The organism is Mycobacterium sp. E3305 (assembly GCF_001666785.1).
Lineage (GTDB): Bacteria > Actinomycetota > Actinomycetes > Mycobacteriales > Mycobacteriaceae > Mycobacterium.
This window is the reverse complement of the sequence record NZ_LZJA01000125.1, coordinates 1-14,324: the sequence shown is the minus strand read 5'-3', so window position 1 is coordinate 14,324 and position 14,324 is coordinate 1. Positions and strand designations below refer to the sequence as shown.

The 14,324-nt window shown below is 69.0% G+C and carries 15 protein-coding genes; 8 read left to right on the top strand and 7 right to left on the bottom strand.

The features are described from left to right. Window position 1: 1 nt before the first annotated feature. Complete coding sequence (locus tag A5701_RS11275) at window positions 2–1,600, bottom strand: metallophosphoesterase family protein (protein WP_067752666.1); 1,599 nt, start codon at window positions 1,598–1,600, stop codon at window positions 2–4. A 46-nt stretch (window positions 1,601–1,646) separates the two neighbouring features. Then, a complete protein-coding gene (locus A5701_RS11270; protein WP_067752731.1) occupies window positions 1,647–2,492 on the bottom strand; it encodes a patatin-like phospholipase family protein in 846 nt (281 codons plus the stop codon). A 63-nt stretch (window positions 2,493–2,555) separates the two neighbouring features. Here A5701_RS11270 and A5701_RS11265 point away from each other — a divergent pair, with 63 nt between their 5' ends. Next, entirely contained in the window at window positions 2,556–2,999 is a 444-nt protein-coding gene (locus tag A5701_RS11265) for a hypothetical protein (protein ID WP_067752663.1), read from the top strand. Window positions 3,000–3,013: 14 nt separating this feature from the next. Here A5701_RS11265 and A5701_RS11260 read toward each other — a convergent pair whose 3' ends face one another. The 4 genes from A5701_RS11260 to A5701_RS11245 all read right to left on the bottom strand — a co-directional run bounded on the left by A5701_RS11260 (window position 3,014) and on the right by A5701_RS11245 (window position 7,069). Continuing rightward, a complete protein-coding gene (locus A5701_RS11260) occupies window positions 3,014–4,618 on the bottom strand; it encodes an MFS transporter (protein WP_067752659.1) in 1,605 nt (534 codons plus the stop codon). Between the two features lie 162 nt (window positions 4,619–4,780). Further along, a complete protein-coding gene (locus A5701_RS11255) occupies window positions 4,781–5,659 on the bottom strand; it encodes a neutral zinc metallopeptidase (RefSeq protein ID WP_067752656.1) in 879 nt (292 codons plus the stop codon). Window positions 5,660–5,668: 9 nt separating this feature from the next. Then, complete coding sequence (locus A5701_RS11250; protein ID WP_067752653.1) at window positions 5,669–6,172, bottom strand: SRPBCC family protein; 504 nt, start codon at window positions 6,170–6,172, stop codon at window positions 5,669–5,671. 9 nt (window positions 6,173–6,181) lie between these two features. Beyond that, window positions 6,182–7,069, bottom strand: a complete 888-nt coding sequence (locus tag A5701_RS11245) for an oxidoreductase (protein WP_197499049.1) — start codon at window positions 7,067–7,069, stop codon at window positions 6,182–6,184. A gap of 56 nt (window positions 7,070–7,125) precedes the next feature. Here A5701_RS11245 and aspS point away from each other — a divergent pair, with 56 nt between their 5' ends. Genes aspS through A5701_RS11230 form a run of 3 tightly spaced genes read left to right on the top strand, consistent with a single transcriptional unit; the run spans window position 7,126 to window position 10,399 of the window. Further along, window positions 7,126–8,907, top strand: a complete 1,782-nt coding sequence (gene aspS / locus A5701_RS11240) for an aspartate--tRNA ligase (RefSeq protein ID WP_156670049.1) — start codon at window positions 7,126–7,128, stop codon at window positions 8,905–8,907. Further along, the gene (locus A5701_RS11235; protein WP_067752650.1) at window positions 8,904–9,335 is read left to right on the top strand and encodes a nitroreductase family deazaflavin-dependent oxidoreductase; all 432 of its coding nucleotides are present in this window, start codon (window positions 8,904–8,906) and stop codon (window positions 9,333–9,335) included. The genes aspS and A5701_RS11235 overlap by 4 nt, the downstream gene beginning before the upstream one ends. A gap of 5 nt (window positions 9,336–9,340) precedes the next feature. After that, window positions 9,341–10,399 (top strand): aromatic acid exporter family protein, encoded by a 1,059-nt coding sequence (locus A5701_RS11230; RefSeq protein WP_067752647.1) that lies wholly within the window; start codon window positions 9,341–9,343, stop codon window positions 10,397–10,399. A 3-nt stretch (window positions 10,400–10,402) separates the two neighbouring features. Here A5701_RS11230 and A5701_RS11225 read toward each other — a convergent pair whose 3' ends face one another. Further along, window positions 10,403–10,792, bottom strand: a complete 390-nt coding sequence (locus tag A5701_RS11225; protein ID WP_067752644.1) for an MmcQ/YjbR family DNA-binding protein — start codon at window positions 10,790–10,792, stop codon at window positions 10,403–10,405. Between the two features lie 91 nt (window positions 10,793–10,883). Between A5701_RS11225 and A5701_RS11220 the strand changes: the two genes are divergently transcribed. The 4 genes from A5701_RS11220 to A5701_RS11205 form a co-directional block, all read left to right on the top strand. Further along, on the top strand, window positions 10,884–11,825 hold the full coding sequence (locus tag A5701_RS11220) for a transglutaminase family protein (protein ID WP_231968714.1): 942 nt from the start codon (window positions 10,884–10,886) through the stop codon (window positions 11,823–11,825). Then, window positions 11,818–12,873 (top strand): putative zinc-binding metallopeptidase, encoded by a 1,056-nt coding sequence (locus A5701_RS11215; protein WP_067752716.1) that lies wholly within the window; start codon window positions 11,818–11,820, stop codon window positions 12,871–12,873. The genes A5701_RS11220 and A5701_RS11215 overlap by 8 nt, the downstream gene beginning before the upstream one ends. Before the next feature lie 9 nt (window positions 12,874–12,882). Further along, window positions 12,883–13,563, top strand: coding sequence for a DUF6629 family protein (locus A5701_RS11210; protein WP_067752642.1), 681 nt, complete (start codon window positions 12,883–12,885; stop codon window positions 13,561–13,563). 84 nt (window positions 13,564–13,647) lie between these two features. Next, on the top strand, window positions 13,648–14,324 hold a 677-nt coding region (locus A5701_RS11205), incomplete at its 3' end, for a DUF222 domain-containing protein (RefSeq protein ID WP_156670047.1).

Here is a 14,324-nt window from a genome sequence, read left to right as displayed (position 1 = left end):
CCTAGGCCGGTTTGTCGCGGCGCGGCTTGGTCAGCGTGAACCGGTCCACCTCGGTGACCGCGCCGAACGGCCCGCTCAACGCGTAGTGCGTGGCCTTGATCGAGGTGTTGCCACCGGGCTGGCCCGGGTCCACGTCGAACGCCGCGAACCCATAGGGATTGTCCCGGTCTCTGAACGCGGACCACGGCGCGTCCTCCACGACGTAGATCGGCGGCTTGCGCCCGAGCGCCGGATCGAACGCGCCGACGCCGGTCAGCACACGGCAGCGCGGCTCGGGGAACAAGAACGCGTTGGTGGGCGCGGACGTGCCGCCGCCGCCGATGACGAGATGCACCGTTCCCTTGGTCGCGTCGATGACGTCGCCGCGGGTGTCGACGGGGATCGGTGTGCGGGTGTCGGTCGGCAGTGTTCCGCGCAAGGGGTGCGAGCGCTCGTAGTGGTGTTCGTGGCCGCACACCACCAGGTCGACCTGGTACTCGTCGAACAACGGGAGCCATGCCTCGCGGATTCCCAGGTCGGCGCCGTTGGCGGGCTTGTCGGCGCTGGAGATCGCCGTCTGGTGCATGCACACGACCACCCAATCAATGTCCGGATCACGCCGCGCTGCGGCGAGTTCGGCTGCCAGCCAACGCTTTTGCTCACCACCCGAGTATCCGTGCACGTAGAAGTTGCCGCCGTCCTGAAACGCCACGTCGTCGTTGTTCAGGCTGATCACCCGCACCGAGCCGGCGGTGAACGAATACCAGAGCCCGCGCGTCTCCGGGCTCGAGCCCGAGTCGGGCACCGCGAAGTACGCCTGATAGGCACCGTAACCGATTGGGCCGTTGCCCAATTCGTTTTCGTGGTTGCCTGCCGCCGGCATCCACGGCCGGTAGCGCGCCGAGCGGGTGTTGTTCTCGAACCACGCGGACCAGGTACGGATCCGGTCCTGCGCGAGGTTGGCGTAGCACAGGTCGCCGTTGATCAGATTGAACAACGGCGCCATCCGCTCGACCGCCAGCGTGGTGTCGGCCGACGCGGGCGAGCCGATGTTGTCCGTGCCGTAGCTGCCGTCGGGCATCCTCACCAGCGTCGGCGTGGACTGATCTCCGAAGCTGGTGAATCGGAACGGCTTTCGGCCGGACGGTGCCGTCCTGATGGTGCCCATCTCCGGCTCGGCGCCGTCGTGCACGGCGGCGTACACATAGTCGGTGTCCGGGGCGAGGCCGGTCAGGCGGGCGTGATTCACGCGGACTTCGGTGTTGGACTTGGCATCGCGGTAGGTGCGGGTTTCGGCCGCCACGGTCCGGCCGAGGCCCGACGCCGGCGTGCCGTAGCTGACGCGGGGGTTGCGGATCGCGTCGACGGTGTGCCAGGACACCACCACCTCCGAGGCGGCCTGCCTGCCGAATTGCAGGTGCAGCCCCGTCACCGGCGGCGCGCCGGCGCGGCTCGGCTGGTAGACGAAGGCGGGCGCACCGCGGTGGGACCACACCAAGGCGGCGCCACCCCCGACGCCCGCCCCGAGGGCGGCCGAGACCGCGCTGGTGGTCAACAACCTGCGGCGGCTGATGCCGGGCGCGGCAGCACCGCCGTGGGGCGGTGCGGGTTCGTCGACCACCCCTGCTTCATACCCGAGCGGGGTGAACGTCCGCGGAACGGGCGCGCTAGTGGCTGTGCGGCTCGAGCAGTCCCGCCTGCCCGGTGGAGGGCGGGCGGGCCGCCAGCCACTCGCGGGTGGCCGCGTGCGACCGTTCGATAAGCGTTGCACCGTGGGAGAAGTCGGCCCCGGAGATGGCGACGGGGCACAGCGGGCGGACGACCCGCAGGTCGACCGTTCGCTCGAAGCGTTCGACGTCGACGGCGAGGCGATGGTTCACGGCCAGGGTCAGGGCGTGCAACGCCATGTTGACCGCCGTCTTCGGCGCCGCGGGCAGGGCGCACGAGTAGCCGGTCGGGAGCACCCAGACCCGGTCGGCGCCCAGCGCGACGGCGTGCGACACCGGCGTGTTGTTGACCACGCCGCCGTCCATCAGGTCGCGGCCGTTCACCCGGACCGGTGGAAAAACGCCGGGAATCGCGGCGCTGGCCGCGATCGCGTCCACGGCGTTCCCCGACGACAGCAGGACGTCGCCGCCGGAGACGACGTCGGTGGCCACCACATGCAGGGGGATCGGCGCGTCCTCGAGCCGCGCGAACTCGAGCTGCTCGGCGAGCAGCCGTCGCAACCCGACATTGGGCACCAGGTGCGACCGGCGGCCCAGCATGCCCATCGCGCCTGCGATCGGGTGCGTCGGAAAGATGTCCCTCCGCGACAGCGACGTCCATAGCTCGGCCAGCCCCCGAATCCCCGGGAGATCGGGTCGCGAGGCGATCCACCCGCCGTTGACCGCGCCGACCGACGTCCCGACGATCAGGTCGGGCCGTTCCCCCTCGTCGGCCAGGGCGAGCAGCATTCCGACGTGGATAGCGCCGAGGCTGGCCCCGCCGGACAACACGAAGGCCGTGGGCACAAATGCATAGTAGGGACCTGCGAGCACGCGTAGCGCCGTAACGAATTGGGTAGCGTTTTCGATATGACGAACGTGCGAATAGTGACCACGGGGGTCGCGGTGGCGACGTTTGCGGCCGCCGCAGCGGTGGCCGTCACGCCCGCGACCTCATCCGCGGACCCGGCCGGCCACCAGGTGACTTACACCATCACCGCCACCGGCAACCTCACCGGCAACGTCCGGTACATGAACACCGATCCGCCGAGCCAGGCTGCCTTCGACGCGAACTCGTCGCAGTTCCTCAACAGCGTGCAGACGGCGTTCGCCGCGGGGCAGCCGCTGGTGTACAACACGACGTTGAACGACCCGAATAAGTGGGCGTTCGTGAACGCGAGCGGCGGTTGTCACTGGCCGGATTGCGATTCGTCGAACACGCCGCAGATCCAGTGCCAGATCGCCGTCGACGGTCAGGTCGTGGTGACGCAGAGCGCCACCACCGGCGTGACCTGCTCGACGCGGCCCTGGTGAACCGGTAGGTCCGCTCAGCGGTGCACCCGCAGCGCGAGGTAGTACTCGTGCCGCCGGGTGTGGTCGAGCGTGTAGCCGACCGCCCTGGTCACCCCGTCGTGGTCGGACTCCAGCCAGCGTTCGGTGTGCTGGCGTTCGAATTCGGTCCACGACGGCACGGTGAACCGCTCGAGGACCGTGTCGGGATGCTCGAGGCTGTGATAGAGCCCCCAGCTGTGGCCCCCCGTGCGCAGCCGTGAGCGCCGCACCGCGCTCATCGCCTCGACGAAGTCCTGGAGGGTGTCCGTCGCGACGCGGTAGCGCACGGTCACCAGCACCGGTCCGTCGTTGGGGCATGGCTCGAACACGACCATCGGCATCGGCCAGGCCCGGGAGATGTCGCGGCTCAGCTTCCCGGTCTCCGGGCGCAGCCCGAACGGGACGACGCTCAGCGCGGTGACGCCCAGCAACACCGCCGCCACGGTCAACGCCACGCCGAGCCCCTCGCGCGTGGCGACGACACCCCAGAGGTACGAGCCGACCGCCTGGGAGCCCGTGAATACCAGCAGGTACATCGCCAGCCCGCGGGCGCGAACCCAGCGCGGCAGATGCAGCTGCGCCGCGGCGTTCAACGTCGTCAACGTGATCAGCCAGGTCATCCCCGACAACACCAGGAAGGGCGCCGCCGCGGCGAACGGCAGAAAGACCACCGCGAGGGTGGCGGCGCCGTACGCGGCCGCGCACACCGCCAGCAGCGTGTTGGGCGGCACCTTCTGGCGTAACGGGGCCGGGACCGCGACGGCGAGCACCGCGCCCACACCGATGGCGCCCAGCGCCACGCCGTAGCCACCGGCCCCCAGGTGCCAGGTGGCGGCGGCCGTCACGGGCAGCAGGGCCAGCAGGGCCGAGGCGGGGAAGACGAACAGGGCCGCGCGCAGCAGGATCCTGCGGAAGATCGGACCGTTGACCACGTAGCCCAACCCGGTCAAGATCGCCTGGCCGAGGTGCTCCCGTTCGATGGGCGCGATCTGCTTGGGTCGCCGCCACCCCGCCAGGGCGACGATGATGCCCACGAACGAGATCGCGTTGATCGCGAAGACCGCCGCCGGGCCCGCCACCGCCAGGACGATGCCGCCGATGGCGGGCCCGACCACCCGGGCGACGTTGACCGAGACGCTGGCCAGCGTTGCGGCGGACGTGATCTGCTCGCGGGGGACGACCTCCGGTTGGATCGCCTGCCAGGCCGGCGCCGTGATCGCGGAGGCGACGCCGATCGCCAGGGTGAACAGCAGCAGTGCGGTCGGGGTGAGGCGCCCGAAGTAGGTCAGCCCGGCCAGCGCGAGCGCTACCACCACCGCATACGACTGCAGGACGATCAGCAACCGTCGCTGGTCGAAGACGTCGGCGAGCGCACCGGCGAACAGCGCCAGCACGAGCGTCGGCCCCAGGCTCGCGGTCTGGACCAGTGCGACGACGGTGGCGCTGCTGTGGCCTTCGACCAAGACCCATTGCGCCGCCACGCTTTGCATCCAGGTGCCCACGTTGGAGACGAACTGCGCGACGAACAATGCGCGGAAGACCTGATTGCGCAACGGCGCCCAGACCGATATCTCCCCGCTGTCGGTGCGCTCCTGCGTCATATCCGACATGCGAGCCTTTCGCGTCGTGCGGCGGGGTAGAAGTCTAAGACACGCACCCAACGCGCGCATGACGGCGCGGCGTCACCGCCGGTGTCCGCTTCGTGATCGGCTGGCCGCCGTAATAGACCTCGACGCCGCCGGCGGGCACGAGAAAGATTGGGGCTAGCCCAAATTCGGAGCGGCGAAGGTGTCGCACTTCTTCGGGTCACCGGTCTGGTAGCCGACGGTGAACCAGTGCTGCCGCTGCTCCGACGAGCCGTGCGTCCACGACTCGGGGTTGACCCGCCCCGTCGCTTCCTTCTGGATGCGGTCGTCACCCACCGACGCCGCGGCCGAGAGCGCGTCCTGGATGTCCTGATCGCTCAGGGGCTGCAGATAGGGCACGCCGGTGCTCTCCTGCTTGACGGTCGACGCGTAGTGCGCCCAGATCCCGGCGTAGCAGTCCGCCTGCAGCTCCGTGCGCACGCCGTTGCCGCCTGCGCCCTTCGCCCCCTGCTGCGAGCGGCCCAGGATGCCCTGCAATTGCTGCACGTGGTGGCCGTATTCGTGGGCCACCACGTACTCCTGCGCGAACGGCCCACCGCTGGAACCGAATTTGTCGACCAGCTCCTGGAAGAAGTCGGTGTCGAAGTACGCCGTCTGGTCAACGGGGCAATAGAACGGCCCCACCGCGGTGGTGGCCGGCCCGCAGCCCGTGTCCACCGAGCCGGTGAACAACCGGACGTGCGGCCGGGTGTAGCCCTGCATCAGCTGCTTCCACACCGCGTCCACCGAGTTGCCGGTGGCGACCACGCGGCACTGCACGTACTTGTTGGCGTCGGCCCCGGTCTTGCACTGGCTCAGGTCGAACCCGGGCGCCGAGTAGCCGCCGGTGTTCGTCTGCTGCTGGTTGAGCACGCGGCCCGGGTCGACGCCCAACAGCAACGCGCCGATCAGGATGAGCAGCCCGAGGCCGCCGCCCCCGACGGCCATCCCCATGCCGCCGCCGCCCGACGACGACGCGGTGCTGGTGTCGATCTGCATACCCTCGTTGAAGCTCATCGCCCGCTCCTAACGTTGCCCGGTTTCGGCGAACCGCGTATCGGTGTAATTGCGCAGGTTGCGCAGGAATCGGCGGAGCCCCAGGTTGAGCAGCGGCCCCACCGCGTACATCGCCAGCCGCGCCGGGCCCGCGGGCTTCTGCGCCATGGTCCACGTCAGCCGGCACCCACCCGGGATGACCTCGACCCGGTAGTCCTCGGCGAATGCCGCGACGGCCTGCGTCGAGCATTCGTTGAACCGAAAAGCCATGTGGCTGAACGGCTCCCACGCCAGATACTCTTCGTTGCCGACCAGGCCACCGCGCATCTCGACGACGCGGGTGGTGCCCACGCCGCGCGGCTCGGGGCTGGTCCAGGTCACCTTGGTGATCACGCTCGCCCAGCGGGGCCAGGACTCCGCGTCGGCGAGCACCTCGAACAGCTGCTCGGGGGTGATCGCGAGGTCGACGCTGTTGCGATACACGAAGGGCGCGCTGTCGATGAAGCTCAGGTCGACGCGGTCGCAGGGGAACATGGAAATAATCTAGCCGGGGCCGTCGCTCGCCGCGGCCAGCAGCGGCACAAGGACGTCGCTGATCGGCGTAGCCAGATCATGGGCGCGGCCCTTGCGGCTGATCACCCCGTTGCGGATGTCCCACTCCATCCGCCGGCGGTTCTCCCGGTCGGCCAGGATCGAGGTGCCCATGTCCTCGGCGACGTGCCGGAACATCTCGGCCAGCTCGTCGACGATGGTGTCGGGCAGCTTGGCGCCCTCGGCCCGCGCGACCGCCAGGCATTCGGCGACGTAGCGCCGCGACAGTTCGGTGACGTCGTCGCGGCGGAACATGCCGGATCGCCGCCCGGACAGCGCCATGAACCCGGCCAGCGCATTGGTGAGCAACTTGCGCCAGGCGGCGGTGACGAAGTCGGGGTCGCAGTCCACCCGGCACCCGGCTCCGCGCAGCAGGTCGGCGACCGTCTGCGCCGCGGGCCCGCTGGGCAACACCAGCGTCGCTTCGGTGCGCAGCCGCACCCAACCCTCGGGCTGGGTCTCCGCCGAGTACCACACGATGCCGGGCACCACCGGCGACGACGGGCAGTGCGGCTGCACCTGCTCGGCCTGCTCCACGCCGTTCTGCAGCACGACGACGATCGTGTGCGGGTCGCACAGCCGGGTCAGCCAGCCCGACGCCGCGTCGTTCTGGGTGGCCTTGACCGCCAGCAGCACGACGTCGACCGGCCCGGTGACCTCGCCCGGATCGGTGTGCACGGGGCCGGGTACCACGATCGGATCCGCGCCGTCCGGCCGCAATTCGATGCTTTCCCGGGGGGTGTGACCGCACACCAGCACCGAATGCCCTGCCTGGTGAAGCAGCGCGGCGATCGTGGTGCCGACGGCGCCGGGACCGACGAGTGCGATGTTGGTGACGATAGGACCGAAATTACCTCCCTCTAGACTGGGCACTCGTTCCAACCGCGGGAAAGGGAGTGTTTGTGCTGCGCAGCCACGCCGCCGGGTCGCTGAGAAGCAGCGACGCCGGACAGCAGGTGACGCTAGCGGGCTGGGTGGCTCGCCGCCGCGACCACGGCGGCGTCATCTTCATCGATCTGCGCGACGCCTCGGGGGTCGCGCAGGTGGTGTTCCGCAACGCTGACGTGCTGGCGCAGGCGCACCGGTTGCGCGCCGAATTCTGCGTCGCGGTCACCGGTGTCGTCGAGATCCGGCCGGAGGGCAACGCCAACCCGGAGATCGCCACCGGCGACATCGAGGTCAACGTCGCCACCCTGACCGTGCTCGGCGAGAGCGCGCCGCTGCCGTTCCAGCTCGACGAGCCCGCCGGCGAGGAGCTGCGGCTGAAGTACCGCTACCTCGACCTGCGCCGCGACGGGCCGGCCGCGGCGCTTCGCCTGCGCTCCAAGGTGAATGCCGCCGCCCGCGCGGTGCTGGCCGGCCACGACTTCGTCGAGATCGAGACGCCGACGATCACCCGGTCGACGCCGGAGGGCGCGCGCGACTTCCTGGTGCCGGCCCGGCTGCACCCCGGCTCGTTCTACGCCCTGCCCCAGAGCCCGCAGCTGTTCAAGCAGTTGCTGATGGTGGCCGGGATGGAGCGCTACTACCAGATCGCCCGCTGCTACCGGGACGAGGATTTCCGCGCCGACCGGCAGCCCGAGTTCACCCAGCTCGACATGGAGATGAGCTTCGTCGACGCCGAGGACATCATCGCGATCTCCGAGGAGATCCTGACCGCGCTGTGGACGCTGATCGGCTACCAGGTCCCCACACCCATCCCGCGGATCACCTATGCCGACGCGATGCGCCGATTCGGCTCCGACAAGCCGGACATGCGGTTCGGGCTGGAGCTCGTCGAGTGCACAGAGTTCTTCAAAGACACCACGTTTCGCGTCTTCCAGGCGCCGTACGTGGGCGCGGTGGTGATGCCGGGCGGGGCGTCGCAGCCGCGTAGGACGCTGGACGGCTGGCAGGACTGGGCCAAGCAGCGCGGCCACCGCGGGCTGGCCTACGTGCTCGTCGGAGATGACGGCACGCTGGGCGGCCCGGTGGCCAAAAACCTGACCGACGCCGAGCGCGACGGCCTGGCCGCCCACGTCGGGGCCGAGCCGGGGGACTGCATCTTCTTCTCCGCCGGCCTGCCCAAGCCGTCGCGCGCACTGCTGGGCGCCGCCCGCGGAGAGATCGCCAGCCGGCTCGACATGATCGATCCCGAGGCGTGGGCGTTCGTCTGGGTGGTGGATCCGCCGCTGTTCGAGCCCGCCGACGAGGCGACCGCCGCCGGGGACGTGGCCGTCGGCTCGGGCGCGTGGACAGCGGTGCACCACGCGTTCACCTCGCCCAAGCCTGAGTACGAGGACGTGGTCGACTCCGACCCCGGCGCCGTGCTGGCCGACGCCTACGACATCGTCTGCAACGGCAACGAGATCGGTGGGGGATCGATACGTATCCACCGCCGCGACATCCAGGAGCGCGTATTCGCCGTGATGGGCCTGGACCAGGCCGAGGCCGAGGAGAAGTTCGGATTTCTGTTGGAGGCGTTCACCTTTGGCGCGCCGCCGCACGGCGGGATCGCCTTCGGCTGGGACCGGATCAACGCGCTGCTGTCGCGAGTCGACTCGATCCGCGAGGTGATCGCGTTCCCGAAGACCGGCGGCGGCGTCGACCCGCTCACCGATGCGCCCGCGCCGATCACCGCGCAGCAGCGCAAGGAGTCCGGAATAGACGCCAAACCGGAGAAGGTTGACCGGGCATGACGGAAATGCCTGACACCCAGACCATCAACGCGTTCAACCAGAGCATCATCGACGAGTTCCGATCCAACGGCGGCAAGGTCGGCGGCCAATTCGAGGGCGCCAACCTGCTCCTGCTGCACACAACCGGCGCCAAGTCGGGTGAGCCTCGGGTGTCGCCGCTGGCCTACTTCGACATCGACGGCAAGCTGATCATCATCGGCTCGTTCGCCGGCGCGCCCGTCAGCCCGGCGTGGGTGCACAATCTCCGGGCCAACCCCGCGGCGCATGTCGAGGTTGGCACCGAGGAGTTCGACGTGGCCGCCCACGAGTTGCCGCGCGCCGAACGCGACGCGCTGTTCGACAAGATCACCGCGGCCGCGCCCGGCTTCGCCGAGTACCAATCCAAGACCAGCCGGGTCATTCCGCTGTTCGAGTTGCGGCGCACTTAGGTGTCGTGAACACCTCGCGGCCATCGGTTGTTCTCGCCGCCGCGCGTGCGGGCAACAAACGGCTGCGACTGGTGTGGTTCAACCTGATTCAGACCTCCGTGGCCGCGGGACTGTCGTGGTATCTCGCGCACGATGTCTTGGAACATCCGCAGCCGTTCTTCGCGCCGATCGCGGCCGCCGTGTCGTTGTCGACGAGCAACGTGCTGCGCGCGCAACGCGCCATCCAGATGATGGTCGGGGTAACTCTCGGCATCGGGCTTGGTTCGGTGGTGCAGGCCGTGCTCGGCCCCGGGGCGGTCCCGATCGCGATCGCCGCCTTGGTCGCGCTCGGGGCCGCGGTGTTCATCGGGGGCGGCTTCATCGGACACGGGATGATGTTTGCCAACCAGACCGTGGTGTCGGCGATCCTGGTGTTGGCGCTGTTTCACAGCGGCCTGGGCTGGGAGCGCATCTTCGACGCGCTGATCGGCGGTGGGGTGGCCATCGTGTTCGCCGTCTTGCTGTTCCCCGCCGACCCGCTGAGCGTGCTGCGCAACGCGCGCGTCGGCGTGCTGGGCGTGCTGCACGACGTCTTGTCGCGGGCGGCGGACGTCGCCGTCGGACGCAAGGTGCCGCCATCCGACTGGCCACTGACGGCGGTCGACCGAGTGCACGAACAGCTCAGCGGACTGCTCGAGGCGCGCACCACGGCCCGCCAGGTGGTGCGAGTCGCGCCGCGCCGCTGGGGCATGCGCGACACGGTCCATGCCGCCGACCGCCAGGCCGTACACGTGGCCTTGCTGGCCGGTTCGGTGCTCCAACTGGCCCGCGCCGTCGCCCCTACCGCCGACGGCAGTCGCGACGGGCTTCCGCAGACCGTGCCCACCGTCTTGGTGGTGCTCGCGGCCGCGACCGCCCTCGCCGACGCCGATCCGGCCGGCGCGTGCGCGTACATCGCGTCCGCGCGTCATCACGCTTCGGAATTGCAGTCGATCGCCCGCGAGAAGACGCAGCTGATCCTCGCCGACGTCGTCAGCGCCTGCGTCGACGACCTGCAACGCGTGATCGACCTGCGGCACGTGTGAGGTTCAGCGGGAGTCGGCCAGGAACTCCTGGACCAACTTCCTCGGGGCCTGCGTCAGCCACGCCTCGGTGATCAGCTCCTCGAGGTCGCGGACCGAGATCGCGTCCAGTTTGACCAGCACCGCCGGGTAGCCGTCGAAATGCGGCGTCGTGAAATAGACGTCCGGCTCGTCGGCGATCAGCCCGAACTTGACGCCCTCGTCGGACACCCGCACACCGAGGATGTCGCCGCCGGGCGGTTCCGCGCCCCCGTCTGCCAGCGCCTCGCGTTCGGAGGGGCGCAACGGCCGCTCCCACGCCAGCAACTTCTTGCCGACCCGCCAATCATGCGGGGACGGCTCCGAGGTGAGTGCCAGCTCACGGACGATGCGGGCGACGTCGTACCACGTGGCCACATCTCGATTGTGCTCCCGGTTTGGTCTGCGTGCCGCCGGATTGGCAAACGGTTTCGCGTCGCGGACGGCGCGCAAGCGGCCGGCGTGTGATGTGATCAGCCTTGTGTCTGAAGCTGACGCCGGGACCGCCCGCCGCCACCGAGTCACCCACCGCACCGAGTACCGGTACTCCGACGTGGTGACCGGCTCCTACGGCCGCGGCTTCCTCACCCCGCGCGATTCGGCGCGGCAGCGGTGCGTCGCGCACCGGCTGACCATCGACCCGGCCGCCGCCGACGTCTCCACCAGCGTCGACGTCTACGGCAACATCAGCTCCTACTTCCACGTCACCGAGCCGCACCATGCCCTGACCGTGACCAGCGACTCCATCGTCGACGTCTATCCGCCCGCCCCGGGGCGCTACACCAGCGGGCCCGCGGTGCAACCGTGGGAAGACTCCCGCCCAGTGGGCGGCAGGGGCGCGCTCGCCGCCGAATTCACGCTCGACCTGAATCCGCCCGAGATCACCGACGAGATCCGGGAGTACGCGGCGCCCAGTTTCGCCCCGGGGCGCCCGCTGGTCGACGTTCTGCGTGACCTCGCGTCGAGGATTTTCGCCGACTTCACCTACCGCTCGGGGTCGACGACGATTTCCACTGGTGTCAATGCGGTTCTGGCGGCCCGGGAAGGGGTATGTCAAGACTTTGCCAGGCTGGCGATCGCCTGCCTGCGCGCCAACGGTCTTGCGGCCAGCTACGTGTCCGGGTACCTGGCCACCGACCCGCCACCGGGAAAGGATCGAATGATCGGGATAGACGCCACCCACGCCTGGGCGGGGGTGTGGACCCCGCAGGAACCAGGCCAGTTCGAATGGCTCGGCCTGGATCCCACCAACGACCAGCTGGTCGACGAGCGCTACATCATCGTGGGACGCGGCCGCGACTACGCGGACGTGCCGCCGCTGCGCGGCATCATCTACACCAATTCCGAACACAGCGTGATCGACGTCGCCGTCGACGTGGTGCCGTTCGAGGGGGATGCGCTGCATGCGTGACTTCAACTGCCCCAACTGCGGCCAGCGCCTGACGTTCGAGAACTCCACCTGCCTGAACTGCGGTAGCGCGCTGGGGTTTTCGCTCGAGCAGATGGCTCTGATGGTGATCGCCGAGGAGAACGCCGGCGACCACGCCGGGTTCGTGGACGCTTCCGAATATCAATTGTGTGCCAACCTCCAACTGGCCGAATGCAATTGGCTGGTGCCCGTCAACAATCCCCGGCTGCTTTGCACGTCCTGTGCGCTGACCACCGTGCGGCCCAACGACGCCGACACCGCCGGTCTGGCCGAGTTCGCCCGGGCGGAGGCGGCCAAGCGGCGGCTGATCGCGGAGCTGCACGAACTCAAGCTGCCGATCATCGGGCGCGACGAGGATCCCCAGCAGGGCCTGGCATTCCACCTGCTGTCCAGCGCGCACGAGAAGGTAATGACCGGGCACGACAACGGCGTCATCACGCTCGATCTCGCCGAGGGCGACGACGTGCACCGCGAGCAACTCCGGGTGGAGATGGAGGAGCCGTATCGCACCCTGCTGGGGCACTTCCGGCACGAGATCGGGCACTACTATTTCTACCGGCTGATCGCGCCGTCGAGTGACTACCTCGCGCGGTTCAACGAGCTGTTCGGCGATCCCGACGCGGATTACCAGGAGGCGCTGGACCGCCACTACAGCGAGGGGCCACCCGAGGACTGGCAGGAGGACTTCGTCTCGTCGTATGCCACCATGCATCCCGCCGAGGACTGGGCCGAGACGTTCGCCCACTACCTGCACATCCGCGACACCCTGGACACCTCGGCGTGGTGCGGCTTCGCGTCGGCGTCGGCGACGTTCGACCGGCCGGCGTTGGGCCCCAGCGCCTTTCAGACGATCATCGATATGTGGTTGCCGCTGTCGTGGTCGCTGAACATGGTGAACAGGTCAATGGGCCATGACGACCTCTACCCGTTCGTGCTGCCCGTCGCGGTGCTGGAGAAGATGAAGTTCATCTACACCGTGATCGACGAGGTGACGTCGGAGTCACGGGGACCGGCCGCCATCGCGGGGTAGGTCGAGACGATGTGCTTCTCCATCACGGCGGACCTGGTGGTGGGCACCGCCCTCGTGCCGGTCGCGGTGGCCAGCCTGCGCGAGGTGAAGCACTGGCGCGAGGTGCCTTTCGCTTCGCTGCCCGCGGTGTTCTCGGTCCACCAGTTTCTCGAGGCGGCGGTGTGGCCCAATCGCTTCGTCTCGGCCGGGGTGGCGGAGTTCGCGATGCACGCCTATGTGTTCATCGCGCTGCCGGTGCTCCCGCTATTGGTTCCGTTGGCGATCCTGATGCTCGAACCGCGCGGCGCGCGGCTGCGGGTTGCGCCGTTTGCGGTGCTCGGTGCGGTGGTGTCGGCCTATCTCGCGATGGTCGTCCTCATCAAGCCGGTCGGGGTGACGAGGTGCCCGCACGCGCTGGAATACCAGACCGCCGCTCGTGAAAGTTACTTGTGGGCAACGCTCTACATTGTCGCGGTCATCGGGCCCGCGTTGCTGTCGGGCTATCGCTCCATTGTGGCGTTCGGATTGGCAAACCTGGTGGGGCTGATCGCGGTCGGCCTCCTCTACTTTGAAGCGTTCGCGTCGTTCTGGTGCATATATGCCGCCGTGCTGTCGGTTTTGGTGCTGGTGCACATGCGACGTCGGCGGCGGTTGCCCGACGAGCACCGCTTCCGGGGTGATGACCTGGATCGCGCAGCATCGAACGTGTGATTCTCTCAAATCCCTTGTGTCACTTTAGCTTCAACCGTCACAATGCGGGCTTTTTTGTCGGTGGGGGTTTCTAGAGTTTGAGGTATGGAGGCCAGTCGTGAGGAGATCGTCGACGCTATCGACGCGCTCGACGGCGACGCGGACCGCCTGTGCGCCATGTCTTTTGACGTGCTCACCACCCCGGAACGGTTGCGGGCTTTGGAGCGGGTGGAAAGCGTCGCCCGCCGGCTGCGTACACCCCAGCACGCGCTGATCAACCAACTCGACGCGCAGGCCAGCCCCGAAGAGGTGGGCGGCTCGCTGCGGGTGGGGTTGGCCGACCGGTTGCGCATCACCAAGGCCGAGGCCGCCCGGCGCATCGCCGAAGCCGCCGACCTGGGCGAGCGCCGGGGGCTGACCGGTGAACGGCTGGCACCCAAGCTGACTGCGACCGCGGCCGGCCAACGCGCCGGGCTCATCGGCGAGGGCCACATCAACGTGATCCGCGGCTTCTTGGCCCACCTGCCGGATGCCATCGACGCGTTGACCCGCCAAGCCGCCGAAGCCGACTTGGCCGCCAAGGCCGGCGCTTATCGGCCCGACGAATTGGCTCGATACGCGAAGCGGGTGATGGAGTGGCTGCACCCCGACGGGGAATTCAGCGATGCCGAGCGGGCCCGCAAGCGCGGGATCGCCCTGGGCGCTCAGGAATTCGACGGCATGTCGCGCCTGAGCGGGCTGGTCACCCCGGAGCTGCGGGCCGCCATCGAGGCCATGCTGGC